Below are 24,636 nucleotides of genomic sequence, written 5' to 3'. Positions count from 1 at the left end.
CTTAACTCACTCCGGCGGCAGCAACCCCTGCCAGCGGCGAGCCTGGTTGCGATCGAGCACGTAGGCCCGGACGCCGTCCTGGTCGCGGCGTTGGGGGGTAAGCAGCAATGGGTGCTCAAAGCCCTGCAGAAACTCGCTGGTGACGTTGAGCAGCAGCGCCTGCACCTTCAGGGGCTCGATGCCCACCAGCTCCTCACCGAGTCGAAACAACGCTTCGCCCCGGTTGTCGATACGCACCGGTGAGAAATGGCTGGCACCTTCAACCAGCACCAGCCGGCTGCGGGAATGGGTGGCACCAGCAAACACGGCCAGCTGCTCCTGCACCGGAGGGGTCACCAGATCGAGACTGCCGCCAACCAGCAACACCGGCACGTTGAGATCTTGCAGGCCGCGGTGGGGCCAAAGCAGGCTGCCGAAACCATTGAAGGCAACCACTCCCAGCAAGGGGGTGGCCTGGGGCCGCAAGGGGCCGGCGCTGGCGTCGCCATCACCGGTGATCCGAGGCAGCTGGCACTGGAGCAGCCGCGACAGGTTGGTAAGCGGCAAGGACGCCAGGGCCAGCTCACAACGGCGACCCAGTCCCCGCTCCGGCACCAGGCCAGCCCCCATCAGCGCAGCCAGGCCACCAAGTGAGTGCCCCCCCAGCACCACGCCCTGCTCCCCCGCCGGCGCCGGGCCTAAAGAGGGCAGCTGGCCCTCCCGCTGGGCCTCGAGCACGGCCTGCAGATCTGCCAGGCGCTGGGGCAAGGTTTCGGCCCCGGGCGGTGGGGCATCGCCAAGCAGCGACGCCTGCAGTGCCTGCTGGTCGCTGCCGGGATGGACCACCACCAACACGGGCCAACCCCGATCAGCCAGAGCCGCCGCCAACCAGCTGAGCTGGTCGGCGCTGCCGCCCAGGCCCGGCATCAGCAGCAGCCAAGGGCCACGGCGGGCCTGCTGGGCAGGCCATAGCTCCAGCGGCAGGGGCGCCACCCGATGGGGAACTTGCAGCTGCAGGCGCTGGGGCTGGCGCCGCACGGCGCTGGTAAACCCCAAAGGACTGGAGCTACGCCGGGGCAGGGGCAGCTGGCGCAACCGCTCCAGGGCAGTGTTTTGACGCTGCAGCTGGCGGCGCCACTGGCCGGCAAGCTGCAACGCGCCATCGAGGCGCAGGGTGACGCTGGCCACAGGCAGGGCCCGCAGCAGCTCCAGGGCGGAGACGCTGCTCTGTGCCTCCAGCAACCGACGCAGGCTGCTGAGCAGCAGCGGTGCCGTGCTGCGGTCAGAAGGGCCGGTAGTCAGCAGGCTGCCGGCTTCTTTAAGCATCTGCTCGCCGGTCCAGCTGTTGAGCAGCTGCAGCCCAAAACTGCGATCCCGCAGCAGTGGCGCCTGCAGCAAGCGGACCAGGTCGCGGCGACTCTGGGGCTCCAGCAGATTGAGCCACGCCTTCAGGTCGTTAGATGCCTGCTGGGGCTGGCGAGTCCAGGACTCCAGGGCCACCAGGTCGATGGGCAGCGCCAGGCCATCGAGTTGCAGCACCAACTCCTCGGCAGCCCGAGCCGGCATACAGCCCATGGCCAGAGCTCCGGTAAAGCAACACCAGAGGCGCAACGAGCGGCGAGCCAAGGCAAAGGGCGGGGGTATTTATTCTCTCGTGCCAGGGCCGCTAGGCGGCGCCAGACTCCCTTCAGCTACCTAACGGCCCGTTTGCGCCCCTTCCGTTCCGCCAGTCCGCCGCAGTCCGGCTGGCTGGCCCAGTTTCCGGCGGCGCTGCGCCAGGTGGCCTTAGTGCGACTGGTGGCTTCGTTTGGAGCCGGTGGGGTGCTGTACCTAACTCCGATCGTGTTCCACCAGGCGGCCTTCAGCGCCCAGGCGGTGACCCAGGGTTTGGCGCTGGCAGCGCTGGCTGGCACGGCTGGTCGTTTTTTGAGCGGCATGCTGCTGGATCGGGGGCTGGCCTGCTCGATACCGGTGCTACTGGCCGCCCTGGCAGCCCTGCTGGGGGACCTGCGGCTGTTCGGCACGGCCAGCTTCCCGGGCTATGTGCAGGGGCAATTGTTGATCGGCATCGCTGCCGGGCTCTACTGGCCGGCGGTTGAGCTGGCGGTGCCCCTGGGCTGCCGCATGGGGCCTGCCCCGATTCCCACCGCCCGGGGCTATGCCTTGGTGCGCAGCGCCGATGCGGCTGGGATTGCGGCTGGAGCCTTGCTCGGGGCGCTGCTAGCTGCAGCCGGCCGGCTGCGGGGCATCTACCTAATCGACATCATCTGCCTGCTGGCGGTGGTAGCGCTGCTGCTAAGGCAGCCCCTGCAGCGGGCTAGACCTGCCAGCCTCGATCCAGCCGATCACACCCCCTGGCGCCAATGGTTGCCGCCACTGCTGCCGCTACTAGCGATCAGCCTGCTGGCCACCTCGCTGCCGGCGCTGATGCAGAGCGCCCTGCCCCTGGATCTGGTGCGCGGCGGCCTGGAGCGGGCGGCCATGCCTGAAAGCCTGGGGGCGCTGCTGGTTGGTCTGCAGCTGGGCGTGCTGGTGCTGATCCAGTGGCCGGTGGGTCAGGCCCTGGCCAAGCGCCCCATAGCGCACGGGCTAGGGCTGAGCCTGGCCTGCTTTGCGATGGGCACGGTGCTGCTGGCCTTTTCGGCCCTGAGCAGCCAAGGGCTTTGGCTGGTGCTACTGGCCCAGCTGCCCCTGGCTCTGGGGGCAGCTGCTTTCCTGCCGATTGCCACCGCAGCGGTGATCGAGCTCAGCCCGAAGGAGCACCAGGGCTTGGCCATGGCTCTTTTTTCCCAATGTTTTGCCCTGAGCGCCCTAGGTGCTCCATTGCTGGCGGGTGTAGCCCTCGATGCCCAGAGCCACGCCGGTGGCTTCTGGATCGGCATGACCCTGCTATGCCTGGCAGGCCTCAACCTGGTGAAGCGGCTCAGGCCGAAGCCAGCTGCAGATTTCGGATCGGACCAGTTGAGCTGAAACCCGGTCCAAAATCTGAAACCCCTGTAGGAAATGTGTACAGGCTGTGCAAGTTGCAGGAGTTGTACGGATTCAGAGGGGGGCCATGCTTCAAGCCGAGGCCGGCGGTTGCTCGCGCGCGGATGCCTGCTTAGCCACCCAGGCCTCGTGGGGCAGGGGCTCGGTGCCGTATTCCCAGTCGTCGTAGTCGGGATCGTTGCGGATCTTTTGGTGCAGCTCCTTCTGCACCTCAAAATCGTGGGGATGGCCAACGTCCACGGCTTCTTCGGGCTGAGGGTTGGTTGGTTGGGGGGTAGTCATGGCGTGTCTCTCAGCAAATCCATTTTGAAGCAGGTTCAGGCTTGGTGAACGGCCCCCGAGCTCACACGTTGAACAGAAACTCCATCACGTCGCCCTCAGCCACCACGTACTCCTTGCCTTCAGCCCGCAGCCAGCCCTTGGTGCGAGCTTCCACCAGCGAACCCGCCTCGAGCAGCTGTTTGTAGCCGATCGTCTGGGCGCGGATGAAGCCGCGCTCGAAGTCGGTGTGAATCACGCCAGCGGCCTGGGGGGCGGTCATGCCGGCCTGGATGGTCCAGGCGCGGGTTTCCTTCTCGCCGGTAGTGAAATAGGTGCGCAGCCCCAGCAGGTCGTAGGTGGCGCGGATCAGGCTCTGCAGGCCGCCCTCCCCTACGCCGAGACCCGCCAGGAATTCGGTGCGATCCTCCTCGGGAAGCTCAATCAATTCAGCCTCCACCTGGGCCGAGATGCGCACCGTGCCCGCCCCTTCCTTCAGGGCCAGCGCTGCCACCTCCTCGCAGTAGGCGTTGCCGCTGGCCAGATCGTCTTCGCTGACATTGGTGGCATAGATGATCGGCTTGGCGGTGAGCAGCCCCAGGGGCTTGAGCAACGGGGCCTCCTCCTCGCTGAGGGCCACATTGCGGGCGGCACCGCCGGCCTCCAGCTCTACCTGGATGCGCTCGAGGACGGCATCTTCAAGCTGGGCCTCCTTGCTGGTGCGCACCTGCTTCTTGAGCCGCTCGCGGCGCTTCTCCACCTGGGAGAGATCGGCCAGGCCCAGCTCGAGGTTGATCACCTCCGCGTCGCGGGCCGGCCCCACCGAGCCACTCACATGGATCACGTCGTCATTTTCGAAGCAGCGCACCACGTGCACGATTGCGTCCACCTCGCGGATGTTGGCCAGAAACTTGTTGCCAAGACCCTCTCCCTGGCTGGCCCCCTTCACCAGCCCGGCGATATCGACAAACTCAACCCGGGTGGCAATGATCTCCTTGCTGGAGCTGAGCGCAGCTAGCTGGTCAAGCCGGGGGTCTGGCACGGAGACCACACCGGAATTCGGCTCAATCGTGCAGAAGGGGTAGTTGGCGGCTTCGGCCTGGGCGTTGGCGACCAGGGCATTGAACAGGGTCGATTTGCCGACGTTGGGCAAACCGACGATTCCGGCTTTAAGCATCAACGAAATCTACGGGCCGCAGGTCGAGGCGCCAGCAGCGAAAATGGAATTATCTGCCCCCAGCCCAATTTCCACCCCCACTTCAGTGCCGGCGATTTCCAGCTCGCCGCGCCGGCCCTGGCAGCGTCGGCGCCTTTGGGCCGCGGCCGCCGCAGGGCTTGTGCTCGTAGCTGGCATCGGCCTAGTGCAGCGACAGCGCGGCACCAGCCGGGCCAATCTCGAGCTGTACACCGTTGTTGCAGCTGCGGGCGACCTGCCAGGGGTGGTGAGTGCCAGCGGCGAACTCGAGGCCGAAAAGCGCGTAAACGTCAGCCCCAAACGGCAGGGGGTGATCGAGGCGCTCTACGTGGAGGAGGGCGACCCGGTAGACCGCGGCCAGGCCCTAGCTCGCATGGATCGAGGCGACCTCGACGAGCGGCTCGCCGAGCTGCGGGCCCAATTGCGCTCAGCCCAGGCCCAGCTGGCCCGCAGCCGCAGCGAGCTGGAGCGCAACGAGCGCCTCTACCGCCAGAACGCCATCAGCCTTAGCGACTTCAACAGCGTGCGCAGCACCTTCCTGGTGGACCAGGCGGCTGAACAGGCCGCCCGCCAGCGGTTGACCGCCCGCCAGGTGGAGCAAGCCGATCTGGTGGTGCGGGCGCCGTTCGATGGGGTGGTGACCCAGCGCTTCGCCGATCCTGGCGCCTTTGTGACACCCACCACCACCGCCTCGGCCACCGCCGGTGCAACCAGCTCCTCGATTGTGGAGCTAGCCCAGGGGCTGGAGGTGGTGGCCAAGGTGCCGGAAAGCGACATTGGCCGTGTGCAGCTAGGCCAGAGCGCCACGGTGCGGGTGGATGCCTTTCCCGATAAAAGCTTTGAAGCACGGGTCAAGCGCGTCACCCCCCGGGCCGTGAAGATCAACAACGTCACCTCCTTCGATGTGGTGCTGCGCTTGGTTGGCGAGCCCCCCCAGCTGCGCATCGGCATGACTGCCGACGTCGGCTTCCAGACAGGTCAGGTGCGGGCCGACACCCTGGTGCCCACCGTGGCGATCGTCACCGAGGCTGGGCGGCCGGGCGTGCTGCTGGTGGGCACGAAAAACCAGCCCACCTTCCAGCCGGTGGAGCTCGGCATCAGCAGCGGCAAGGACACCCAAATCCTCTCCGGGCTCAAAAGCGGCACCCGGGTGTTCATCGACCTGCCCCCCTGGGCCAAGAAGCGCCCCTGAACCTCAGGTCCCAAGGCTTAGCCAGCCAGGAAAGTGCGCGCAGCCTCCACGATCCGCCCTGAAGCCTGGCCGTCGCCAAAGGGATTGTGGGCCCGGGCCATGGCCTCATAAGCCGCCGGATCATCCAGCAGACGGCTGGCCTCGGCCACGATGTCGGCGCTATCGGTGCCGATCAGCTTTGCCGTGCCTGCCTCCACAGCCTCAGGGCGCTCCGTGGTGCGGCGCAGCACCAGCACCGGCTTACCCAGCGATGGCGCCTCCTCCTGCAGACCGCCCGAATCGCTCAGCACCAAGGTGGCGCCGCGCATCGCCGCCACCAGCTGGTCGTAATCGAGGGGTTCAACCAGGAAGGCGCGGGGGTGGTCTCCGAGCAGGGCTTGCAGGGGCTCTCGCACGGTGGGATTGCGATGCAAGGGCAGCAGCAGGGACGTATCGGGATAGAGCTCGAGCAGCTCACGGAAGCCGCGGCCTATGTCCTGTAGGCGCTCACCCCAATTTTCACGCCGGTGCACCGTGGCCAGAATCACCCGCTGCGTCTCAAAATCGAGGCCGGGCAGGGTGTAGGGAGGCGCCTGCTCGGCCATCAACAGCAGGGCGTCGATCACCGTGTTGCCGGTGGTAAGCACCGTGCCCACCACCCCTGATGCCCGGCAATTAGCAGCCGAGAGGGCCGTGGGGGCGAAGTGCAGCTGGGCCAGCTGGGAGATCAGGCGCCGGTTGGCCTCCTCCGGGAAGGGATCGAGCAGGTTGTCGGTGCGCAGCCCGGCCTCTACGTGGCCCACCGGGATCTGCTCGTAGAAGGCCGCCAGGGCCGAAGCGAAGGCGGTGGTGGTGTCGCCCTGCACCAGCACCAGATCGGGCCGATGCTCGCCAAATTCCTCCTTCAGCCCCTGCAGCGCGCCGCAGGTGATGTGGGTGAGGGTCTGCTTGGGAGCCATCAGGGCCAGATCGTGGTCGGCCGTCAGGCCAAACAGACCCATTACCTGGCTCACCATTTCGCGGTGTTGGCCGGTGAGCACAACCCGAGTGCGGAAATCGTCGGCCTGCTGAAAGGCCCGGATCACCGGCGCCAGCTTGATGGCCTCCGGACGGGTGCCCAGCACGATCGTGACAAGGGGCTTGGACACCGAAGCGCTGCAGACCAATTGATCCTACGAAGGTCATCAGCAAAGGGTCCGGGGCTGACAGGAGCCGCTGCAGCAGCGAAGCTGGGCAGATACCGGTGACCGCAGCAGATGACGACTTCACCCTTTCCTCCGTCTCCCTTTCCCCCGTCACCTTTCCCCCCTGCCGCAGCACCGCCAGCCGCCGCACCCCCAGCTCCAGCAGCGGCGCCCCCGGCCCCCACCGCAGACAGTGGAACTGCCCCCACCCGGGTAGATAATGGCAGCCAGCCCGACAGCCTCGAAGGCATCGTGCGCATCGCCAACGAGAGGGGCTACTCGGATGTACATCTGGGAGTCGGAGAGGAACCCCGCTTCCGGGCCCGGGGGGAGATGGCTGGCACCGGATGGCCCGTGACTGATGCGGCCACCTTCAGCGGCTGGATGAGAGAGATGCTCAGCCCCGCCGAAATCGACGGCTTCCAACGCGACAAGGAATTCGACGGCTCCCACGCCTTTTCCTTTGTGCGAGTGCGCATCAACCTGTTGGATTCGTTGCGGGGGCCGGCGATGGTGCTGCGGCTGATCCCCCAAAAGATCGCCACCATGGAAGATCTCAACCTGCCGTCAGTGCTCAAGGAGCTGGCGGCCCGGCCCAAGGGAATGATCCTGGTTACGGGCCCCACCGGCTCCGGCAAGAGCACCACCCTGGCCGCGATGATCGACTGGATCAACCGCAACATGTGCCGCCATATTCTCACCATCGAAGATCCGGTCGAATTCGTACACGAAAGCCGCCAGTCGTTGATTAGGCACCGGGAGGTGGGTCAGCACACCAAGGTGTTCCACAACGCCCTGCGGGCAGCGCTTCGGGAAGATCCCGATGTAATCCTGATTGGAGAAATACGCGATCAAGAGACCCTGGCCACAGCCATCGAGGCCTCCCAGACAGGCCACTTGGTGTTTGGCACCTTGCACACAAACTCCGCCGTCAAAACCGTAGAACGGGTGCTGGGCATGTACCCCCCCAGCGAGCAGGACAGTGTACGGCGTGCGGTTTCAGAATCACTGCTCGGCGTGATAGCCCAGGGACTGCTTAAAACAACCGACGGCAAACGTGCCGCTTATCACGACATTTTGATCAACACCGACGCCTGCAAGGATTACATCCAGCGCGGCGAACTCGACGAGATCGAGGAGATCATGAAGCGCAGCGCTTTCGATGGCATGCAAACCGCTAATCAGGCCTTGCAGCAATTGGTGGAAGCCAACCGGGTTGCGCCAGAGGACGCATTAGCCCAAAGCCTCAAGCCCAACGAACTGGCCCAAGCTCTTCGCGGTCGGAGCTAGTCAACCCAGGGATGAGGCAAGGGTTTCTAGTGGCTCGCTAGGCGGGCCACTAGCAGCACCGATAAGCCCACAGACAGGCCCACCATTGCCAGCCGGCCGTTCCAGATCTCGGCTTGGGGGGTGAAACCGCGGCGCCAGGCATTGAGCTCGGTGGCACTCACCGGCTCAAACCCGTCTGGCACCTGATCAATATCGACGGCGTCTTGCAGTTCGCGCTCGCGGTTGAGGGTGGTCATCGGGCCGCACCAATACCGGAGGAATTTCAGTTTACGACGATTAAAAGCACGGTTGTGATTCGTAAAGCAAGCCGGCTTGCTCCAGGGGCAGCCGGGCAGCCACGCCCAAGTCGAAACAGCTGCTCTGGCCGCCGGCCAGGCGCTGGGCCGCAGCCACACCGATCATGGCGGCGTTATCGGTGCAGTAGGCCAGCGGAGCCACCCTCCAGGCCAGGCCATCAAGCCCGCAGCGCTGCTCCAACAGCTGCCGCAGCCGCCGATTGGCGGCCACGCCACCCACCAGCACCAGCGTGCCCAGGCCCTGCTCACGGGCGCAGCGGCAACTGCGCTCCACCAACACCTGGGCCACCACCTGCTCAAAGCTGGCCGCTAGATCAGCCAGCGGTAGCGGCTCGCCGCCCGCCTGGTGCTCAGCCTCCAAAGCGCGCACCTGGCGCAGCATCGCCGTCTTGAGGCCGCTGAAACTGAAGTCGTAGGGATAAAAGCCACCCTCCGGCCGCGACACCCGGCCCTTGGGCAGGGCAAAGCGAAGGGGGTCGCCGTTTTGCCCAGCCGCCTCAATCGCCGGTCCACCCGGGTATCCGAGCCCGAGCAGGCGGGAGACCTTGTCGAAGGCTTCGCCGGCGGCATCGTCGTGGCTGCGGCCCAAGCGGACATAGCGGCCAGGCCCGTCGACCCGCAGCAACTCGGTATGGCCGCCGCTCACCAGCAGCACCAGGTAGGGACCGGGCGGCAGGGGCTCGCCCAGCTGCACCGAGCAGAGATGACCTTCAAGGTGATGAACAGCCACAAAGGGCTTGCCATGCAGCCTCGCCAGGGTGCGGCCCGTGACCGATGCCACCAGCAGGGCCCCCACCAGGCCCGGCGCGGCGGTGGCGGCGATGCCATCGAGCTCGGCCATGGTCACGCCGCTATCTCGGCACACCTGCCCAATCAGCTGGGGCAGGGCCTCGACGTGACGCCGCGAGGCGATTTCCGGCACCACGCCACCCCAGCGGGCGTGCTCCTCGACCTGGGAGGCGACGGCACTGGCGAGCACCGTCTGATCACGCACAATCGCTGCCGCCGACTCGTCACAACTTGTTTCGAGGGCAAGAACCAAAGGCATTGGACTTCAACAGCTCCCGTACTGTCCAGAAGTGTCATCCTGCCCCGCGGCCTTGCGTCCGATGCGCCGTCTTTTCTCCCGCCGACTCTTCGCGGTTCTGCTCTCCGCCTTCCTGTTGCTCGGCTTCGCCCCTGCGGCCAAGGCTGACGTGGCAGGACTGACCCCCTGCTCCGAGAGCGCCCGCTTCCAGCAGCGCGCTGCTACCGCCAAAACCGATCAGGCCAAGGCGCGTTTCGCGATGTACAGCCAGTCCGTATGCGGCACCGATGGCCTACCCCACCTGATCGTGGATGGACGCTGGAACCATGCCGGTGATTTCATGCTCCCCGGTATCGCCTTCCTTTACATAGCTGGCTGCATTGGCTGGGCTGGTCGCAACTACTTGCGCGCCATCCGCGGCGACAAGGACGCCACCATGAAGGAGATCCAGATTGATCTGCCCCTGGCTATTAAGAGCACCCTGGCAGCAGCCACCTGGCCCCTGGCAGCCTTCGGCGAGCTCACCAGCGGCAAGCTGCTCGAATCCGACGACAAGGTCACTGTTTCTCCTCGCTGAGCAGTTTCGCCCCGCTAAGGGGTTCTTAGCCCTTCAAGTCCAAGACGTATCTCTAAATTTTTCATCATGAAAAAGTTCCTCACCACCGCTCCGGTATTTGCTGCCATTTGGTTCGGCGTTACCGCCTTAATAATGATCGAGTTCAACCATTTCTTCCCCGACTTGCTGTTCCTTCCCCTCTGATCAGCCCCCTCAGATCAGCCATTTCTGATCAGCGGCGGCCCCCTCGGGGCCTTTTTTTTTGCCCGTGCCCAGCTGGCCTAGCTCAGCAGCTGCTCAAGCTCAGCTAACGCCTGTTCAAGTTCGCCGTTGACAAGCACCGCGTCAAATTCTGGCGCCGCAGCCAGCTCCACCTTGGCCCGCTCCAGCCGCCGGCCAATCGCCTCCTCGCTGTCGGTGCCGCGGCCGCGGATACGCCGCTCAAGCTCCTCAAAACTGGGGGGTTCGACAAAAATCTGGAAAGCCTCGGCAAAGCTTTGGCGCACCTGGCGTGCCCCCTCCAGCTCGATCTCAAGCAGAACGGGCCTTCCTGCAGCTAGCTGGGCCTGCACCGGTTGGCGGGGGGTGCCGTAGAGGTTGCCGGCAAATTCGGCCCACTCCAGAAACCCGCCCTCAGCCACCTGGCCTTCAAAGGCGTCGCGAGTCAGAAAGAAGTAGTGCTGGCCATCCAGCTCACCGGCGCGGGGGGCGCGGGTGGTGGCTGAGATTGATAGCCAGATCTCTGGATGAAGTAGCAGCAGTCGCTGCACCAAGGTGCCCTTGCCGACTCCACTAGGTCCGGTGATCAAGGTGAGACGGCCGGGCAAGGCGCTCATGGCGGGCGACAGCTCTGGCCTGCAGAGTAGAAGCCGGCCTCCGTGTCCCCCCTGCCAAGCCGTGTCCCCCTGCCAAGCCATGGCTCCCTCCCGCCTTCAGGCACCCTCACGCCTGCAGGCAGTAGACGTCACGACCCTGCGGGCGGTGCTGGCCGAGTGGCGGCCGCTACTGCTGCCAAGTCGCTTTGAGAAGGCCCAGCAGGCCAGCTCCCAGGCCCTGCAGATCGGCCTGCGCAGCCTTAGCGGTAGCCACTGGCTCGAGCTCAGCTGGCAGGCAGAAGCGGCTCGGCTGCACACAATCCCGCCGCCACCCCGGCAAGGGGATGGCAGCACCCTGGCCCAGCAGCTGCAGCACGGGCTCAAGGGTCTGGCCCTCATAGAAATCCAGCAGCAGGGCTGGGAGCGGGTGGTGGAGCTTGGCTTCGCCAGGCGTCCCGGTGAGCCCGTGCTGCGCTGGCTGGTGGTGGAGCTGATGGGCCGCCACAGCAACCTGCTGCTACTCGACGCCGACCGCCAGGTAGTGGCCCTAGCCCGCCAGGTGAAACCCCAGCAATCACGCCTACGGCCGATCGGCACCGGCGACCCTTACCAGCCGCCCCCGCCCCTGGCGGGCGAGCCGCCGCGGCTGGAGGAGAGCTTTGGGAGCTGGCAGCGCCGTCTGCGCCTCGTGCCCCTGCCCCTGCAGCAGGCCCTGCGTGATGCCTACCAGGGCATTAGTCCGGCCTTACTGCGCCAGCTACTCCCCAGCGGCTGGGGCGAACTGGCCGTGGACAGCATCAGTCCAGAGCAATGGCAGCAGTTGTGGCAGGGCTGGCGCCAGTGGCTTGAAGCCGTGCAGATGGGGCGATTCAGCTGGCAGCTCGAACCGGCCGGCTACCGCTGCTGGGCTGGATCCAGCGGCGATACCCCTACCGCAAATCCAGCCCTGGCAATCAATCAAGGCATAGCCGCCTACTTCAGCGAGCACCTCGGCGCCCAGGTGCTTGTGCAGCAGCGCCAGCAGCTGCAGCACCGCTTGAAGGCCACAGTCGAGCGCGAAAGCCGCCAGGCCAGCGAGCAGCAAGCCCTGCTGGATGCGGTGCCTGAAGGGGAAGCTCTGCAGCGCCGCGCCGATGCCCTGCTCAGCCAGCTCCAGCCGAGCCGCCAGTGCATTGAAGAGGCCCAGAAGCTCTACAAAACCGCCCGCAAACGGCGGCGTTCGGTGGCGGCAATCACCCCCAGGCTGGAGCTGCACAGGCAGCGGTTAGCAAGCCTCGAAGCCAGCCTCACTTACCTGGAGCAGGCCGACAGCCTCGAGCAGGTGAGCAGCCTGGCTGCCGAGCTCGAAGCCCTGCTGGCTGAGCGCGGCCAGCGCAAGCCAGCCGGGGGTCGCCAGAGCCGGCGGTCTGGGGCGATCGAGGGGGTGCCCCAGCCCCTGGAGCTGCACACACCTTCAGGTTTGCCCATACAAATTGGCCGCAACCACCGCCAAAACGAATGGATCGCCTTTCGCCAGGCGCGCCGCGGCGATCTCTGGTTCCACGCCCAGGAGCTGCCCGGCAGCCATGTGGTGCTGAAAAGCTCGGAGCGACCGGCCAGCGATGCGGATCTGCAGGCCGCAGCCGATCTGGCCGCTCACTACAGCAGGGGCCGGGGCAACCGGCGGGTGCCGGTGGTGATGGTGCCCACCGAGGAGTTACAACGCATTCCTGGTGCAGCTCCCGGTACCGTGCGCCATCGTGGCGGCTCCGTGCTGTGGGGAGAACCTCAGCGGGCTCTTAGCCTGCTGATGGAGCAGAAACGATGAGCGCCGAACCCGAAATCTCAGCCAAGCCCCTCGCCGCGCCCGAATCGGGGCCTGGAGAATTTCCAGCCGAGGTGGAGATGAGCCTGGTGGAGCATCTCGAGGAGCTACGCCGCCGCGTGCTGCGCAGCCTGCTGGCGGTAGTGGTGGCGGCAGCAGCCTGCCTCGTCGCCGTTAAACCATTGGTGCGGCTGCTGGAAGTGCCAGCGGAGGGCATCCGCTTTCTGCAGCTGGCGCCGGGCGAATTTTTGTTTGTGTCGTTCAAAGTGGCGGGCTACGCCGGGCTCACCTTGGCCCTGCCCTACGTGTTCTACGAGGGTCTGGGGTTCGTGCTGCCCGGGCTTACCCGGCGGGAGCGGCGGCTGGTGGCCCCGGCGGTAGCTGGCTCGGCGGTGCTGTTCGCTGCGGGGCTGGCTTTCGCCTGGTGGGCGCTGGTGCCCGCAGCCCTGCGCTTCCTGGTGAGCTACGGCGCCGACGTTGTCGAACCGAGCTGGTCAATCGAGCGCTACCTCGACTTCGTGCTGCTGCTGATGGTGGCCACCGCGCTGGCATTTCAACTGCCGGTGCTGCAATTGTTGCTCGGCGCCCTTGGCTTGGTGAAGGCCCAGCCCATGCTGGCAGGCTGGCGCTGGGTGGTACTGGCAAGTGCCCTGGCGGGAGCCGTGTTGACCCCCTCCACCGACCCCGTAACGATGCTGCTGCTCTCCGGGGCGATCACGGCCCTCTACCTAATCGGCGTTGGCCTGGTGGCCTGCACCGAACGGCTGCGGCCCGCCTAGAGTAAAAATTCGCTGGCCCTGCCGGCCGGGATCTCCAACGCCAGACCCATGGCCTTTCCCTGTCTCGGCTTATCGGAGGTGGTGCCAAGCCAGCTGCGCACCTGATCAGCCACCCCCAGGCCGTTCAGCAAACCCACCAGTTCCTCGAGCTTGCTGCGGTAGCCCTCCTCCGTGAGCGGAAAGGATTGCTGCTCTAGGTAGGCCCACATCACCTGTAGGTAGAGACGGCCGCGACGCTGCACCAGCTGCAGGTCGTAGGAAACCTGCCAACGGGTTTGCAGCAAATCCCAAACCTCTTGCGCAGACAGGGGCGAACCTGGCTCAGGGGGTGGGGGGAGGGCACTGGAGGGCAGGGACACGCCCAAGCTCACGCGACGGATTGCACAACAGCATGTTGCAGGCCCAGGGGCGAGCCGGCTGCACCGCCCCGGAGCCGCACAGGCAAGGTTCATAATGGGCGCCACATTGTCCCGGCGCGTCTTCATGACCCAGATGCCAGCGAGCGCTTCAAGTAGCGCCTCCAACGGTGATGTGCCCGGAATGGGCCGCCGGCAGTTCATGAACCTGCTGACCTTCGGGTCTGTGACCGGTGTGGCCCTGGGTGCCCTTTATCCAGTGGCTCGTTATTTCATTCCCCCCAAGGCGGCAGGAGGCGGCGGCGGCACCACCGCTAAAGACGAGCTCGGCAACAGCGTCACTGCCAGCGGCTGGCTCAGCACTCACAAGGAGGGCGATCGCAGCCTGGTGCAGGGCCTCAAGGGAGATCCCACCTACTTGCTCGTTGAGGGCAATGACGCCATCGGCAGCTACGGCATCAACGCCATCTGCACCCACCTGGGCTGCGTAGTGCCCTGGAACAGCGGCGCCAATAAATTCATGTGCCCCTGCCATGGCTCCCAGTACGACGCCACCGGCAAAGTGGTGCGCGGTCCAGCGCCCCTCTCCTTGGCCCTGGCTCACGTTTCTGTAGACAACGACAACGTCTTCCTTAGCCAGTGGAGCGAAACCGACTTCCGCACCGGCGACAAGCCCTGGTGGGCCTGATTACCCCGATCCAGCTTTTCTTCTCCCTGTCTGTCGCCTGATCTCGTGATGCGTCGTTCCCTTTCCCTGCTGCTCGGCTCCCTAATCGCCTTCGCCGTGCTTTTGACCGGCGCCAGCCCCAGCTGGGCCTATCCCTTCTGGGCCCAGCAGAACTACGCCAGCCCCCGGGAGGCCACCGGCAAAATCGTCTGCGCCAACTGCCACCTGGCCAAGAAGGCCACCCGGGTGGAAGTGCCCCAGGCCATTTTCCCTGACACGGTGTTCAAGGCCGTAGTTGAAATCCCCTACGACGCCAGCGTTCAGCAGGTGGCCGGCGATGGCAGCCGCGCCGGTCTCAACGTCGGCGCCGTGGTGATGCTTCCCGATGGCTTCACCCTTGCCCCGCAAGACCGTCTCAGCGATGAGCTGAAGGAGGAAACAGCCGGCATCTACTACACCCAGTATTCCGACGACCAACCCAACATTCTGTTGGTGGGCCCGATCTCCGGTGATGAGCACCAAGAGATCGTTTTCCCGATTCTTTCTCCTGATCCCGCCACCGACAGCAGCATCCACTTCGGCAAATACCAGCTGCATGTGGGCGGCAACCGTGGCCGCGGCCAGGTGTATCCCACCGGCGAGAAGAGCAACAACGGCGTGTTCAACGCCCCCGTAACTGGGACGGTGTCTGCAATCACTGCCGGTGATAACGGCGCTTCTCTGGTGGAGATCACCGCCGCAGATGGCACTACAGCCACTGAAACCGTGCCGGCTGGCCCCACAGTCTTGGCGGCTGTTGGTGATGCAGTAGTTGCCGGTTCTCCGATCACCAACGACCCCAATGTGGGTGGCTTCGGCCAGATTGATGCCGAGGTGGTGCTGCAAAACCCTGTACGCATCTACGGTCTGTTGGCTTTCTTTGCCGCAATCGCCCTGGCCCAGATCTTGCTGGTGCTCAAGAAGCGCCAGGTTGAAAAGGTTCAGGCTGCTGAAGGCTTGATCTGAGCAGCGTGCTTGCCACCTTCACCTCCCCGGGGCCCCTGGTTTTCCAGCTGGGCCCCTTTGCCTTGCGCTGGTACGGCCTGCTCATCGCCGTTGCCGTGTTGCTAGGCCTCAGCCTGGCCACCCGGCTCGGCCGGGCTCGAGGCATTGAGCCATCCCTGATTGCCGATCTCCTGCCCCTGATGGTGTTGGGGGCCGTGATCGGGGCCCGCATCTACTACGTCGCGCTCGAGTGGCGCCAGTATTCCGGCAACTGGCTTGATGCGATCGCCATCTGGCGCGGAGGCATCGCCATCCACGGCGCCCTGCTGGGCGGCGCCCTGGCCACGATGCTGTACTGCCGCTGGCGCCGGCAGCCCTTCTGGCAGCTGCTCGACGTGCTGATGCCCGCCGTGGCCCTCGGCCAGGCGATTGGCCGCTGGGGAAATTTCTTTAATTCTGAGGCCTTCGGCTTGCCTACGGATCTCCCCTGGAAACTGCAGATCCCAGCGGCCAGCCGTCCAGCTGAATTTTTTGAGCAGCTCTACTTTCACCCCACCTTCCTCTACGAATCTCTTTGGAATCTGGGAGTTTGCGCCCTACTGCTGGTGCTATTTCGGGCCGCCAGTAGCGGCCGCATTCAGCTGCTGCCTGGAGCACTCAGCTGCGTGTATCTGATGGCCTACAGCAGCGGCCGGGTGTGGATTGAAGGGCTGCGCCTCGACCCCCTCTGCCTGCTTTCTGAGCCGCCCTTCTGTGATGGCGGCCTACGCATGGCCCAGCTGGTCAGCCTGCTTTTGATTGCCCTTGGCGGCGTTGGCCTCTGGTGGCTCTACCGCCGCCACCGCCCCCTGCCCGACCCCAGTGGAGTACCCACTTGAATAACAAGCCTGTCTGGATAGTTGGTGCCGGGCCCGGCGCACCCGACCTGCTGACCCTGCGCGCCGCCCGCCTGCTGGAACAGGCGGAGGTGTTGGTGTGGACCGACTCCCTAATCAATCCCCAGATCGCAGCCCTGGCGCCCGATAGCTGTGAGCAGGTGCGCACCAGCACCCTCACCCTGGAGCAGGTGATGGAGGTGGTGCTGGATCGGGCCCGTGCAGGCAAAACCGTGGTGCGGCTCCACGATGGGGATCCCTGCCTCTATGGCGCCATCGCCGAGCAAATTTGCCGCCTAGCCGATGCCGGTATCGGCGTGGAAGTGGTGCCCGGCTTGAGTGCTTACCAGGCCACCGCATCTGCCCTGCAGAGCGAGCTCACCATCCCTGGCCTGGTTCAGACGATCGTGCTGAGCCGCGCCGGCGGACGCACCGGCGTGCCGGAGCGGGAGGCACTGGAGCGGCTGGCCTCCCTGCGAGCTTCCCTTTGCCTCTACCTCAGTGCTCGCCACGTCGAAGAGGTGCAAACCGAGCTGCTGCGCCACTACCCCGCCGAAACTCCCGTAGCCATTGGCTACCGGGTGAGCTGGCCTGATGAGTGGATCAAGGTGGTTCCCCTGGCCGACATGGCCCGGGTGAGCCAGGAACGGCAGTTAATCCGCACAACCCTCTACGTGGTCAGCCCGGCGCTGGCGGCGCCAGCTGAGGCCCGTTCTCGCCTCTACTCAGCTAGCCACAATCACCTTTTCCGCGGCGGCGCTAGCTGACAAAGGCATCAGCCCGCCTCGCCGTAAAGCTCCCGGGCCAAGCGCTGCCGATCGAAGCTACAGCCCAACCGCTCGACGATCGCCTCCAGGTCCCGGGCGGCATTACCCAGGCAGCAGGTGCCACCAGGGGAAGGAGTGACGTTGAACACAAGGCCGGGCCGGGCCGCGATACTGGCCTCGCCGAGCATCAGCTTGCGGTTGGCCTTATCGATCAGCTGGGGGCGCACCCCGCCGTAGCCCTCAGCGAAGCTGAGGTCCTCGAGGCGCATGTCGGGAACGATCTTGCGAGCATCTGCCAAAAACAATCGCCGCCTCAGCCAGGGCACCTCGAACAACAGATTTTTAAAAATGTAATTGCGGATATCGGCGATGCGAAAGAGCTGCCAGAACACGGCCAACACGGCCCAATCGAGCCGCAGCACCTTCAGAAACTCCCAGAACGAAGCGGGCTTGTAGCGCTCCAGCAGCGGCAGCAGCAGGGCGGTAGGGCCAAAACGGGTTTTACCAGGGGCGCGCACGTCCGGGTCGCCGTGGATTGCGGCAAAGGGCAGCTTGTCGTTCTGCACGGTGTAAACCTTGCCCCGAAGCAAATCCGGCGTGAAGTAGAAGCTGCCGGCCACCGGCAGGCAGGAATACTCCAGGCCGTAGCCCATGCGCTGGGCCATCAGCAGGCTGTGGGCTCCGGCATTCACCACCACATGCCGGGCCCGCACCGAGCGTGGAGCCTCCCCGGCGGCGCTGGAGCAGCCTGGGGTGGGGGCCAGTTCCACCCGGTAGCCGTCGCCCTCCGGCGTAATAGCGACCACGCTGGTGCCTAGCTGCACCTTGAGCTGGCGCTCGCTGCCGGCCACGCCCTTCTTGGCCTGGGCCACCGCCGCTTCCGCCTGGGCCACGAACGAGGCGGAGAGCTCCTCGTAGTCCACGGCGGTGTAAGTGCGGCGGATGCCGATCGCCACCAGCTCCTCCGGGCGCAACTCCCCCTGCACCAGTCCCACTTGGGGCTCCCACTCGGCAATCTGCGGCTTCTCGAGCAGCTCCATCGCCGGGAAGTGGGGTGAAAAGCGCTCAAACCGCTCCCGCAGGAAGGTGCACTCGCGCTCGCCCACCCCCAGCACCATTTTGGGAGTGCGAAAAACGCAGCGCTCGCGGCTGGCTGGATCAAGCAGCTCGGCGTAGTTCACGATCATCTCGGCGGTGCGCTTCACCCGCACCGCCTTCTCGAGCGTGTAGTTGGTCTCAATGTCGCCGCAGTGAATCGTCTGGCTGTTGTTGGTGGCCTTGGAGTTCACCCGGGCCAGGGCGTCGTAGCGCTCCACCAGCAGGATGCGGCCCAAATCGGTGTAGCGGGCCAGTTCGAACAGCAGGGCCGTACCGCACACCCCGCCTCCCACGATCAACACGTCCACTGGCTGACCAACGTCCACTGGCTGATCAACATCCACTGGCTGGCTCAAGTCGGCTGACTGGATCAAGTCCACCGGGGCCGTTGCTGGCTTGGGATCGGCTCCTTCGGGGTTGGCGCTCACGCAATGCGACTGGCTCTTAGCCCATGGTGACCGATCGACTGCCTGTGGTGTTTTAAGCTCTGAGGGTGCGGGCGATTAGCACAGCGGTAGCGCACTTCCTTCACACGGAAGGGGTCACTGGTTCGAATCCAGTATCGCCCATTTTAACGGCTGGACCGCATCAAATTTGCCTGCAGAATTTTCCTGCAGAATGTCTAAATCTGCATAGCTTGCTTTTCTGGTGTCGGATTCTCCCAACCCCGAGGCCTTATCCGCCCTGCACTGCCTCGGCCAAACGCTGCGCCAGGCCCGGGAGGGCCAAGGTCTCTCACTGGCCGTGCTGGCAGCCCGTTTAAACATGGGGGTCGAACAACTTCAGGCCCTGGAAGAAGCCGACGCCAGTCGATTGCCAGAACCGGTCTTTGTGATCGCCCAGGCCCGCAGAATCGCCAGCAGCCTGGCCATCAACATCGATGGCCCCTTGCAAACCCTGCGCGATAGCGGCCAGTTTCAAGCCAAGCCGATCAAGGTGGCCGAACTGACCCAGCGCGCCCCAACCAGACTGGCACAAACCAGCAGCCGACTGGTCATCACAGCAGCAATCCTGGTCGCCCTCAGCGCCGCTGGCGCCGCGGGCTGGCAGCAGTGGCAGCGTCACCAGGCCCGCCCAACCCAGCCGCAAGCCCAGCCCCAGCTGCTGACGGGGAATCCCCCAGCAGACAGGAGCAGAGATAGAGAAAGCGGCAAAGGCAGCGTCGAGCCCGTTCAGTTGCAACTGACGAGCAGCCAGCCCAGCTGGCTCGAAGTAAAAACAAAAAACGGCACCACTCTGTTCCGTGGCACCTTCACAGGTGAGCGGCGCTTCCCCCTTGGCCCAGGGCTTGAGGTGCTGGCAGGGCGTCCCGACCTAGTGCGCACCCAAATAGGTGGCGGCGCTGCCCAACCCCTGGGCCCCATTGATCAGGTGCGTTGGCGCAGCTTCAGGGCTCCGGCACCCTGAGACCAAGGCCGCAGGATTCCTGCACCACTTCGGCGCAGGATCGCAGGCTCCAGCGCTCCAAGCTGAGATCCGGAGCTGGCTCACCAGGGGCGGCCGCCAGGGGCTCCAGATCAACGCAAACCGCATTTTGCCTTGATGTCACCTGCAGGGTCGCAATCACCGCAGCGGGCCGGCGATCTAGGGCCGCCGCCAACCTCAACAGCAAGGCCATCGCCGTAACGGTGCGGCGCTGGTCGCGGTCTTCGATCAGCTGCCACGACTCATGGCGCTTCTTCGGCAGGCTGCGGCGGTGATAGCGGCCAATCGCTGCCACCATCAGGTGCTCGGATTCGGAGTAGCCCAGCAGCTCCCCGTGGCGGATCAAATACCAGCTGTGCTTGTGATAAGCGGAGATATTGATGCTCTTGCCACAGGTATGCAACTGGGCGGCGGCCCAAAGCAGCTCCCGGCCCGGCCCCTCGTCGTGGTGCAGTAGCCCCCGCGACTGGTCGTAGAGGCTGAGGGCGTGGGAAGCCACCCGATCGGCCCGGGCTCGATCAACACCAAAGCGCTGGGCCAGGTGCAGCACGGTGCGCTGGCGAATAGTGCTCTGGAAGGCGAAGCGATCTCCCAGCAGGCCGTTGCGCAGCATCCAGTCCACGATCAGGCCCTCCCGCAGGGCCCGATCACAAACCACCAGCTCCCGCACGCCGAGCATCGCCATCGCCGTCTGCAAAATCAGGGCGCCTGGCACGATGATCTCGGCCCGACGGTCATTGATGGCGGGCAAGGCGCGGCGCTGCTCCGGCGTCATAGCCAGGAGCCTGGCGGTGAGCTGGTCGATGCGCTCGCGGCTGAGCCGGTAGCCCTGCAGCTTCAGCGGCGGCTTGGGATCTTCAGCAGCAGCCAGGGCCGCTAGGGCCATGGCCGTGCCGCTGGTGCCAACCATCAGCGGCTGTTCGCCCCGCCGCAGCGCCGCCTTCACCTCAGCTACGGCAGGGTCGAGGGCCCCCTGGATATATGCCTGCAGGAAGGAGCGACGTTCGACCGGGAGGGGGTCCTGCTGACAAAACTCCCGCTGCAGGCGCACCGCTCCGATGCGGGTGCTGCTGAAGGAGCGGCCGTCGCGGCCATCGGCCAGCACCAATTCGGTGGAGCCGCCACCGATATCAATAATCAAGTGGGGCTGGTCGCCGAAAGCCATGCCCGAAAGCACACCCAAATAGATCAGTCGCGCCTCCTCGGGCCCGCTAACCAGATCCACCTCCAGGCCCAGTTGCTCCTGCAGCGCCACCAAAAAATCCCGGCCGTTGGGGGCCTCCCGCACGGCGCTGGTGGCAGCCGTGACGATCTGATCCACCCCATGACTAAGGGCCAGATCACGATCGTGGCGCAGGGTGCGGAAAGCCCGCTCGATCGCCTCGGCACTGAGGTCACCGCTATGGGGATCCCTTTCACCGAGCCGGGTGGTGGCCTTCTCAGCCAGCACCACACTGAAACTGCTCAGCTCCGGATCCACCTCTGCCACCAGCAGGTGAATCGAGTTGGTGCCGATGTCGATCGCAGCCACCCGGCGGCGACCGGCCTGCTGAAGGTTGGGGGCCTGAACCATCGAGCTCGGCAACTGCCGCAGGGGCGTTACTTTGCCACCCACAGCCCATCCCACCGGCACACCTAGGGTGCGGCACGACGAAAAGGGGGCATGGCCAACTCGACGCGCGGCACCCGTCTGGGGGTCTGGCTGGAGCTGGTGCGCTGGCACAAGCCCAGTGGCCGCCTGATCCTGCTGATTCCAGCTGGCTGGAGCCTCTGGCTCACCCCAAACGCCCCACCGGCGGCGCTGTTAGTGGGATTAATCGTGCTGGGAGGACTGGCGGTGAGCGCGGCCGGCTGCATCGCCAACGATCTCTGGGACCGCCGCATTGACCCCTTAGTGGAGCGCACCCGCAGCCGTCCCCTAGCCGATGGCCGCGTTGGCGTTGGCGAGGCGATAGGCCTGCTGCTGCTCAGCCTGGTTGTCGCCTTGGCAGTGCTGCTGGTGCTGATGTGGGGGTTGCCCGCCGCCAGTCGCAACCTCTGCCTGCTGCTAGCAATCGCGGCCCTGCCACCGGTGCTGCTCTACCCCTCGGCTAAACGCTGGTTTGGTTACCCCCAACTGGTGCTGGCCCTCTGCTGGGGCTTTGCGGTGCTGATCCCCTGGGCCGCTACCACCGGCTCCCTGGCCGGCGGCTGGCCCCTGGCCCTGGTGTGGCTGGCCACCTTGCTTTGGACCTTCGGCTTCGACACGGTGTACGCCATGGCCGACCGGGATGACGACCGGGCCATCGGCGTGCGCAGCAGTGCCCTCAGCCTGGGCAGCCGGGCCCCCCTGGCGGTGGCGATCAGCTACGGCCTGGCCGCCCTGGCCCTGGGGCTAGCCGCCGGTCTGCAGGGCTGCGGCTGGATCAGCTGGCCGTTGGGTCTGCTGGCAGCAGCTGGCATGCAGCGCGAAGCCGCCCTGCTGCGCCACCCCAATCTGCCCCGCTCCGCCTACGGCCGCCACTTCAGCCGCCAGGTGCAGCTGGGAGGGCTGCTGCTGCTTGCCCTAGTGCTGGGGCAACTGCCATGAGCCAGGTCACACCTCAGCCCTCACCGCTGCGGCCAGGGGATCGGGTTCAGCTGGTGGCGGCAAGCTCAGCCCTGCTGGGCGACGACGCCTTGGCGCGCCTGGAGACGGGCATTGCCGTGCTCGAGAGCTGGGGGCTGGAGGTGGAGCGCACGCCGCTGCACGGGCGCCAGTGGGGCTATCTGGCCGGTCAAGACCAACAGCGCCGCGGCGACCTGGAAGCGGCCGCCAGGCGGGGCGCCGAACTGCTGGCCTGTGTGCGGGGTGGCTGGGGTGCGGCCCGGTTGCTAGAAGCCCCCCTGGCCCTGCCAGCTCGCTGGCTGCTTGGTTTCTCCGACGTCACCTCCCTGCTCTGGGCCCAAGTAGCCCAGGGGCAGGGAGGAGCCATCCACGGGCCGCTGCTCACCACCCTGGCCGCCGAACCCGCCTGGAGCAAGGAGCGGCTGCGGTCCCTGTTGTTTGGCGAACCCCTGGGCGACCTTCAGGGCGAGAGCTGGTGTGGTGGCAGCGCCGCAGGCCCCCTGCTGGCAGCCAACCTCACCGTGGCCACCCACCTGCTGGGTACGCCGTATATGCCGGATCTGCGCGGCACCATCTTGGTGCTCGAAGACGTGGGCGAAGCGCCTTACCGAATCGAGCGCATGCTCACCCACTGGCGGCTAGGCGGTGGGCTGCAGCAGCTGGCCGGTATCGGCCTGGGTCAGTTCACTGACTGCGATGACAGCACGGCCGAGGCAGATCGGTTCAGCCTCGAGCAGGTGCTACGCGAGCGCACGAGCGATCTCGGCATCCCGGTGGTGAGCAACTTGCCCGTGGGTCATGTGGCCGGCAATGCGGCCCTACCCCTAGGTGCCTGGGCCGAGCTCGATGGCAGCAGCGGCCAGCTGCGGATCAGCAGCGCGAAGCAAGGACCGCCGCTGCCACGGTGAGATCGAAGGGGGTGGTGAGCTTGATGTTGGAGGCAGGCGCCTCCAACACCTGCACCGCCAAACCCAGCCGCTCAAACAGGGCCGCATCGTCGGTGACGCTCCAGCCCTGCTCGGTGGCGGTTGCATGGGCAGCCCGCAGCTGCTGCACCGGAAAACCCTGAGGAGTTTGGGCTGCCCACAACCAGCTGCGATCTGGGGTGGCCGTGATGGTGCCAGCTCCATCCACCTGCTTGATCGTGTCTGTTACGGGGGTGGCGGCGATCACAGCTGCGCCTTGCTGCACCGCAGCGGCACAGCGGGCCAGCAGCTCCGGCTCAACAAGACAGCGAGCCCCGTCGTGGATCAGGACCCCAACAGCAGCTGCCGGCAGGGCCGCCAGCCCCCGGCTCACCGACTCCTGACGGGTGTCACCACCCTCAATCCACTGCACCGGCAGGTCAGGGTGAGCTTCGGCCACGATCGCCGCGATCGCGGCTGCATCAACGGGCTGGCCCACGATGCCGATCCAGCTAATGGCGGGGCAGGCGAGGGCCGCATCGAGGGTCCAGGCCAGCACCGACCGCCCCGCCACTGGCAACAGCAGCTTGTTGCCAGTGGCCCCCATGCGGCGGCCGCTGCCGGCTGCGGCGATCAGCAAATGCACAAGCGACTCCCGCGAGACGGGTCAATCCGAATCTGATCCATACAATCAGGCCGCCGAACCTGTGTCGTCTGCGATGCGCGCCCTGTTTCTGATTCCGGGCGGCAGCAGCCAGCAGCTGCAGAGTTTTGCCGCCGTTGCCGCCGTTGCCGACCAACTCCATGCCGACGTCCAGGTGGTGTGTCCGTTAGCGGCTGTGCCCCTTTGGTCCCTGCATCCCGCCGTGGAACGGGCCATGCCCTTCACCTACGAGCAGGCAACCCTGGCCGATTGGGCCAACTTGATGGGTTCGGTGCGGGAGCCTGATTTTCAGGTGAGCCTCAACCTGGCCCCCAGCCGCCAGATGGATCTGATGCTGTCGATGAGCCACATCCCCACCAGGGTTGCCAGCGGTGGCTTCTCCGCCACCGAGCGGATCACCCCCATCGAGGGCGGCTGGGCCAACCAAGCCTTTGAAGCCTTCCTACGGCCCATAGGGGTGCGGCTCGAGGCTGATTCTTTCCGGTTGCCAATCGCCCCTGCCGACCTGGAGGCCGCCAGCGCGGCCCTACCTAGTGGCGATGGACCGGCCCTGCTGCTGGCCCCCTCCGGTGCTGGTGGCGACTGGCCAGCCCAGCAATGGCAAGACCTACCCGCCAAGATCCGCTGCAAGCTGCCCAACCTGCGGACCGTGCCAGCACTAGCTGGCACTGGGGCTGGAGATATGCGTAAGCGCGCCGCCCAGATCGCCAGTGCCGATGTGGTGCTAGCCAGCGACCCCGTAGCCAGCGAATTAGCCCTGCTGCTTGGCCTGCCGCTGGTGGCCCTGGGCCGGGATCCCGCCAGTCTGCCCAGCCGTGCTGGGGTGCAGGGCCTCGGCAGCGCCGCCAACCTCAGCCAACTTGGCGACGCCGAGGTGCTCGCCGCCCTGGGACTGGGATAATTGGGTTTCGGGGGATAGTCAGGCCATACGATCAGCGCCACAAACCCCAGTGCCGCGATGTCGAG

The 24,636-nt window shown here is 65.8% G+C and carries 26 protein-coding genes and 1 tRNA gene; 16 read left to right on the top strand and 11 right to left on the bottom strand.

Features of this window, described 5'->3' with window-relative positions; genetic code table 11:
• Window positions 1-6: 6 nt before the first annotated feature.
• Window positions 7-1,605 (bottom strand): alpha/beta hydrolase, encoded by a 1,599-nt coding sequence (locus KBY73_RS04910; RefSeq protein WP_254935968.1) that lies wholly within the window; start codon window positions 1,603-1,605, stop codon window positions 7-9.
• Window positions 1,606-1,686: 81 nt separating this feature from the next.
• Between KBY73_RS04910 and KBY73_RS04905 the strand changes: the two genes are divergently transcribed.
• The gene (locus tag KBY73_RS04905) at window positions 1,687-2,949 is read left to right on the top strand and encodes an MFS transporter (RefSeq protein WP_254935967.1); all 1,263 of its coding nucleotides are present in this window, start codon (window positions 1,687-1,689) and stop codon (window positions 2,947-2,949) included.
• A gap of 90 nt (window positions 2,950-3,039) precedes the next feature.
• On the opposite strand, the gene KBY73_RS04900 is transcribed toward KBY73_RS04905, so the two are convergent.
• Complete coding sequence (locus KBY73_RS04900; protein ID WP_254935966.1) at window positions 3,040-3,249, bottom strand: hypothetical protein; 210 nt, start codon at window positions 3,247-3,249, stop codon at window positions 3,040-3,042.
• 61 nt (window positions 3,250-3,310) lie between these two features.
• Window positions 3,311-4,402 carry a redox-regulated ATPase YchF gene (gene ychF / locus KBY73_RS04895; protein WP_254935965.1) on the bottom strand — a complete coding sequence of 364 codons (1,092 nt, stop codon included), beginning with the start codon at window positions 4,400-4,402 and terminating at the stop codon, window positions 3,311-3,313.
• 43 nt (window positions 4,403-4,445) lie between these two features.
• Between ychF and KBY73_RS04890 the strand changes: the two genes are divergently transcribed.
• The gene (locus KBY73_RS04890; protein ID WP_254935964.1) at window positions 4,446-5,612 is read left to right on the top strand and encodes an efflux RND transporter periplasmic adaptor subunit; all 1,167 of its coding nucleotides are present in this window, start codon (window positions 4,446-4,448) and stop codon (window positions 5,610-5,612) included.
• A 17-nt stretch (window positions 5,613-5,629) separates the two neighbouring features.
• On the opposite strand, the gene wecB is transcribed toward KBY73_RS04890, so the two are convergent.
• Entirely contained in the window at window positions 5,630-6,739 is a 1,110-nt protein-coding gene (gene wecB / locus KBY73_RS04885) for a non-hydrolyzing UDP-N-acetylglucosamine 2-epimerase (protein ID WP_254935963.1), read from the bottom strand.
• A gap of 108 nt (window positions 6,740-6,847) precedes the next feature.
• On the opposite strand from wecB, the gene KBY73_RS04880 reads away from it, so the two are divergent.
• Window positions 6,848-8,065, top strand: coding sequence for a type IV pilus twitching motility protein PilT (locus KBY73_RS04880; protein ID WP_254935962.1), 1,218 nt, complete (start codon window positions 6,848-6,850; stop codon window positions 8,063-8,065).
• A gap of 26 nt (window positions 8,066-8,091) precedes the next feature.
• Here KBY73_RS04880 and KBY73_RS04875 read toward each other — a convergent pair whose 3' ends face one another.
• On the bottom strand, window positions 8,092-8,301 hold the full coding sequence (locus tag KBY73_RS04875) for a chlorophyll a/b-binding protein (protein ID WP_254935961.1): 210 nt from the start codon (window positions 8,299-8,301) through the stop codon (window positions 8,092-8,094).
• A gap of 40 nt (window positions 8,302-8,341) precedes the next feature.
• Window positions 8,342-9,409: a tRNA (adenosine(37)-N6)-threonylcarbamoyltransferase complex transferase subunit TsaD gene (tsaD, locus tag KBY73_RS04870; protein ID WP_254935960.1), complete on the bottom strand. Its 1,068-nt coding sequence runs from the start codon at window positions 9,407-9,409 to the stop codon at window positions 8,342-8,344.
• Window positions 9,410-9,470: 61 nt separating this feature from the next.
• On the opposite strand from tsaD, the gene KBY73_RS04865 reads away from it, so the two are divergent.
• Both KBY73_RS04865 and KBY73_RS04860 read left to right on the top strand, forming a co-directional pair.
• Window positions 9,471-9,965: a Photosystem I reaction center subunit III gene (locus tag KBY73_RS04865; RefSeq protein WP_254936219.1), complete on the top strand. Its 495-nt coding sequence runs from the start codon at window positions 9,471-9,473 to the stop codon at window positions 9,963-9,965.
• 66 nt (window positions 9,966-10,031) lie between these two features.
• Complete coding sequence (locus KBY73_RS04860; protein ID WP_254935959.1) at window positions 10,032-10,148, top strand: Photosystem I reaction center subunit IX; 117 nt, start codon at window positions 10,032-10,034, stop codon at window positions 10,146-10,148.
• 77 nt (window positions 10,149-10,225) lie between these two features.
• On the opposite strand, the gene gmk is transcribed toward KBY73_RS04860, so the two are convergent.
• Window positions 10,226-10,780, bottom strand: coding sequence for a guanylate kinase (gene gmk, locus KBY73_RS04855; RefSeq protein ID WP_254935958.1), 555 nt, complete (start codon window positions 10,778-10,780; stop codon window positions 10,226-10,228).
• A 79-nt stretch (window positions 10,781-10,859) separates the two neighbouring features.
• On the opposite strand from gmk, the gene KBY73_RS04850 reads away from it, so the two are divergent.
• Window positions 10,860-12,566: an NFACT family protein gene (locus KBY73_RS04850; protein WP_254935957.1), complete on the top strand. Its 1,707-nt coding sequence runs from the start codon at window positions 10,860-10,862 to the stop codon at window positions 12,564-12,566.
• Window positions 12,563-13,342 (top strand): twin-arginine translocase subunit TatC, encoded by a 780-nt coding sequence (tatC, locus tag KBY73_RS04845; RefSeq protein ID WP_254935956.1) that lies wholly within the window; start codon window positions 12,563-12,565, stop codon window positions 13,340-13,342. The genes KBY73_RS04850 and tatC overlap by 4 nt, the downstream gene beginning before the upstream one ends.
• Here the strand turns inward: tatC and KBY73_RS04840 are convergent.
• Complete coding sequence (locus KBY73_RS04840; protein WP_261347177.1) at window positions 13,339-13,695, bottom strand: DUF3067 family protein; 357 nt, start codon at window positions 13,693-13,695, stop codon at window positions 13,339-13,341. The genes tatC and KBY73_RS04840 overlap by 4 nt on opposite strands.
• 130 nt (window positions 13,696-13,825) lie before the next feature.
• Here KBY73_RS04840 and petC point away from each other — a divergent pair, with 130 nt between their 5' ends.
• Genes petC through cobM form a run of 4 tightly spaced genes read left to right on the top strand, consistent with a single transcriptional unit; the run spans window position 13,826 to window position 16,991 of the window.
• On the top strand, window positions 13,826-14,386 hold the full coding sequence (petC, locus tag KBY73_RS04835) for a cytochrome b6-f complex iron-sulfur subunit (protein ID WP_254936218.1): 561 nt from the start codon (window positions 13,826-13,828) through the stop codon (window positions 14,384-14,386).
• Between the two features lie 48 nt (window positions 14,387-14,434).
• The gene (gene petA, locus KBY73_RS04830; protein ID WP_254935954.1) at window positions 14,435-15,370 is read left to right on the top strand and encodes a cytochrome f; all 936 of its coding nucleotides are present in this window, start codon (window positions 14,435-14,437) and stop codon (window positions 15,368-15,370) included.
• Window positions 15,367-16,227, top strand: coding sequence for a prolipoprotein diacylglyceryl transferase (lgt, locus tag KBY73_RS04825; protein ID WP_254936217.1), 861 nt, complete (start codon window positions 15,367-15,369; stop codon window positions 16,225-16,227). The genes petA and lgt overlap by 4 nt, the downstream gene beginning before the upstream one ends.
• Window positions 16,224-16,991 carry a precorrin-4 C(11)-methyltransferase gene (cobM, locus tag KBY73_RS04820; RefSeq protein ID WP_254935953.1) on the top strand — a complete coding sequence of 256 codons (768 nt, stop codon included), beginning with the start codon at window positions 16,224-16,226 and terminating at the stop codon, window positions 16,989-16,991. The genes lgt and cobM overlap by 4 nt, the downstream gene beginning before the upstream one ends.
• An 8-nt stretch (window positions 16,992-16,999) precedes the next feature.
• Here cobM and KBY73_RS04815 read toward each other — a convergent pair whose 3' ends face one another.
• Entirely contained in the window at window positions 17,000-18,517 is a 1,518-nt protein-coding gene (locus KBY73_RS04815; protein ID WP_254935952.1) for an FAD-dependent oxidoreductase, read from the bottom strand.
• A gap of 69 nt (window positions 18,518-18,586) precedes the next feature.
• Here KBY73_RS04815 and KBY73_RS04810 point away from each other — a divergent pair.
• A tRNA-Val gene (locus KBY73_RS04810) sits at window positions 18,587-18,658 on the top strand.
• Window positions 18,659-18,737: 79 nt separating this feature from the next.
• Window positions 18,738-19,496 carry a helix-turn-helix domain-containing protein gene (locus tag KBY73_RS04805; protein ID WP_254935951.1) on the top strand — a complete coding sequence of 253 codons (759 nt, stop codon included), beginning with the start codon at window positions 18,738-18,740 and terminating at the stop codon, window positions 19,494-19,496.
• Here KBY73_RS04805 and KBY73_RS04800 read toward each other — a convergent pair.
• Window positions 19,477-21,087 carry a Ppx/GppA phosphatase family protein gene (locus tag KBY73_RS04800; RefSeq protein WP_254936216.1) on the bottom strand — a complete coding sequence of 537 codons (1,611 nt, stop codon included), beginning with the start codon at window positions 21,085-21,087 and terminating at the stop codon, window positions 19,477-19,479. The genes KBY73_RS04805 and KBY73_RS04800 overlap by 20 nt on opposite strands.
• Window positions 21,088-21,177: 90 nt before the next feature.
• Here KBY73_RS04800 and KBY73_RS04795 point away from each other — a divergent pair, with 90 nt between their 5' ends.
• Both KBY73_RS04795 and KBY73_RS04790 read left to right on the top strand, forming a co-directional pair.
• The gene (locus tag KBY73_RS04795) at window positions 21,178-22,083 is read left to right on the top strand and encodes a 4-hydroxybenzoate polyprenyltransferase (protein ID WP_254935950.1); all 906 of its coding nucleotides are present in this window, start codon (window positions 21,178-21,180) and stop codon (window positions 22,081-22,083) included.
• Window positions 22,080-23,009 (top strand): LD-carboxypeptidase, encoded by a 930-nt coding sequence (locus KBY73_RS04790; RefSeq protein WP_254935949.1) that lies wholly within the window; start codon window positions 22,080-22,082, stop codon window positions 23,007-23,009. Before KBY73_RS04795 ends, KBY73_RS04790 begins: the two co-directional genes overlap by 4 nt.
• Here the strand turns inward: KBY73_RS04790 and ispD are convergent.
• A complete protein-coding gene (gene ispD / locus KBY73_RS04785; protein WP_254935948.1) occupies window positions 22,972-23,652 on the bottom strand; it encodes a 2-C-methyl-D-erythritol 4-phosphate cytidylyltransferase in 681 nt (226 codons plus the stop codon). The genes KBY73_RS04790 and ispD overlap by 38 nt on opposite strands.
• 73 nt (window positions 23,653-23,725) lie before the next feature.
• Between ispD and KBY73_RS04780 the strand changes: the two genes are divergently transcribed.
• Entirely contained in the window at window positions 23,726-24,571 is an 846-nt protein-coding gene (locus KBY73_RS04780; protein WP_254935947.1) for a lipopolysaccharide heptosyltransferase family protein, read from the top strand.
• Window positions 24,572-24,636 lie beyond the last annotated feature (65 nt).

The organism is Cyanobium sp. Tous-M-B4 (assembly GCF_024345395.1).
Lineage (GTDB): Bacteria > Cyanobacteriota > Cyanobacteriia > PCC-6307 > Cyanobiaceae > Cyanobium_A.
This window is presented reverse-complemented; position numbering and strand designations above follow the sequence as displayed.

What these genes read in the sequence shown, in the direction of transcription:
- KBY73_RS04795 (WP_254935950.1), top strand. Translation starts at nt 21,178, where the DNA reads ATGGCCAACTCGACGCGCGGCACCCGTCTGGGGGTCTGGCTGGAGCTG.
- KBY73_RS04790 (WP_254935949.1), top strand. Translation starts at nt 22,080, where the DNA reads ATGAGCCAGGTCACACCTCAGCCCTCACCGCTGCGGCCAGGGGATCGG.
- KBY73_RS04890 (WP_254935964.1), top strand. Translation starts at nt 4,446, where the DNA reads ATGGAATTATCTGCCCCCAGCCCAATTTCCACCCCCACTTCAGTGCCG.
- KBY73_RS04850 (WP_254935957.1), top strand. Translation starts at nt 10,860, where the DNA reads ATGGCTCCCTCCCGCCTTCAGGCACCCTCACGCCTGCAGGCAGTAGAC.
- KBY73_RS04900 (WP_254935966.1), bottom strand. Translation starts at nt 3,249, where the DNA reads ATGACTACCCCCCAACCAACCAACCCTCAGCCCGAAGAAGCCGTGGAC.
- petC (WP_254936218.1), top strand. Translation starts at nt 13,826, where the DNA reads ATGACCCAGATGCCAGCGAGCGCTTCAAGTAGCGCCTCCAACGGTGAT.
- petA (WP_254935954.1), top strand. Translation starts at nt 14,435, where the DNA reads ATGCGTCGTTCCCTTTCCCTGCTGCTCGGCTCCCTAATCGCCTTCGCC.
- KBY73_RS04780 (WP_254935947.1), top strand. Translation starts at nt 23,726, where the DNA reads ATGCGCGCCCTGTTTCTGATTCCGGGCGGCAGCAGCCAGCAGCTGCAG.
- tatC (WP_254935956.1), top strand. Translation starts at nt 12,563, where the DNA reads ATGAGCGCCGAACCCGAAATCTCAGCCAAGCCCCTCGCCGCGCCCGAA.
- KBY73_RS04880 (WP_254935962.1), top strand. Translation starts at nt 6,848, where the DNA reads ATGACGACTTCACCCTTTCCTCCGTCTCCCTTTCCCCCGTCACCTTTC.
- KBY73_RS04865 (WP_254936219.1), top strand. Translation starts at nt 9,471, where the DNA reads ATGCGCCGTCTTTTCTCCCGCCGACTCTTCGCGGTTCTGCTCTCCGCC.
- ychF (WP_254935965.1), bottom strand. Translation starts at nt 4,402, where the DNA reads ATGCTTAAAGCCGGAATCGTCGGTTTGCCCAACGTCGGCAAATCGACC.
- KBY73_RS04875 (WP_254935961.1), bottom strand. Translation starts at nt 8,301, where the DNA reads ATGACCACCCTCAACCGCGAGCGCGAACTGCAAGACGCCGTCGATATT.
- gmk (WP_254935958.1), bottom strand. Translation starts at nt 10,780, where the DNA reads ATGAGCGCCTTGCCCGGCCGTCTCACCTTGATCACCGGACCTAGTGGA.
- tsaD (WP_254935960.1), bottom strand. Translation starts at nt 9,409, where the DNA reads ATGCCTTTGGTTCTTGCCCTCGAAACAAGTTGTGACGAGTCGGCGGCA.
- KBY73_RS04800 (WP_254936216.1), bottom strand. Translation starts at nt 21,087, where the DNA reads ATGGTTCAGGCCCCCAACCTTCAGCAGGCCGGTCGCCGCCGGGTGGCT.
- KBY73_RS04860 (WP_254935959.1), top strand. Translation starts at nt 10,032, where the DNA reads ATGAAAAAGTTCCTCACCACCGCTCCGGTATTTGCTGCCATTTGGTTC.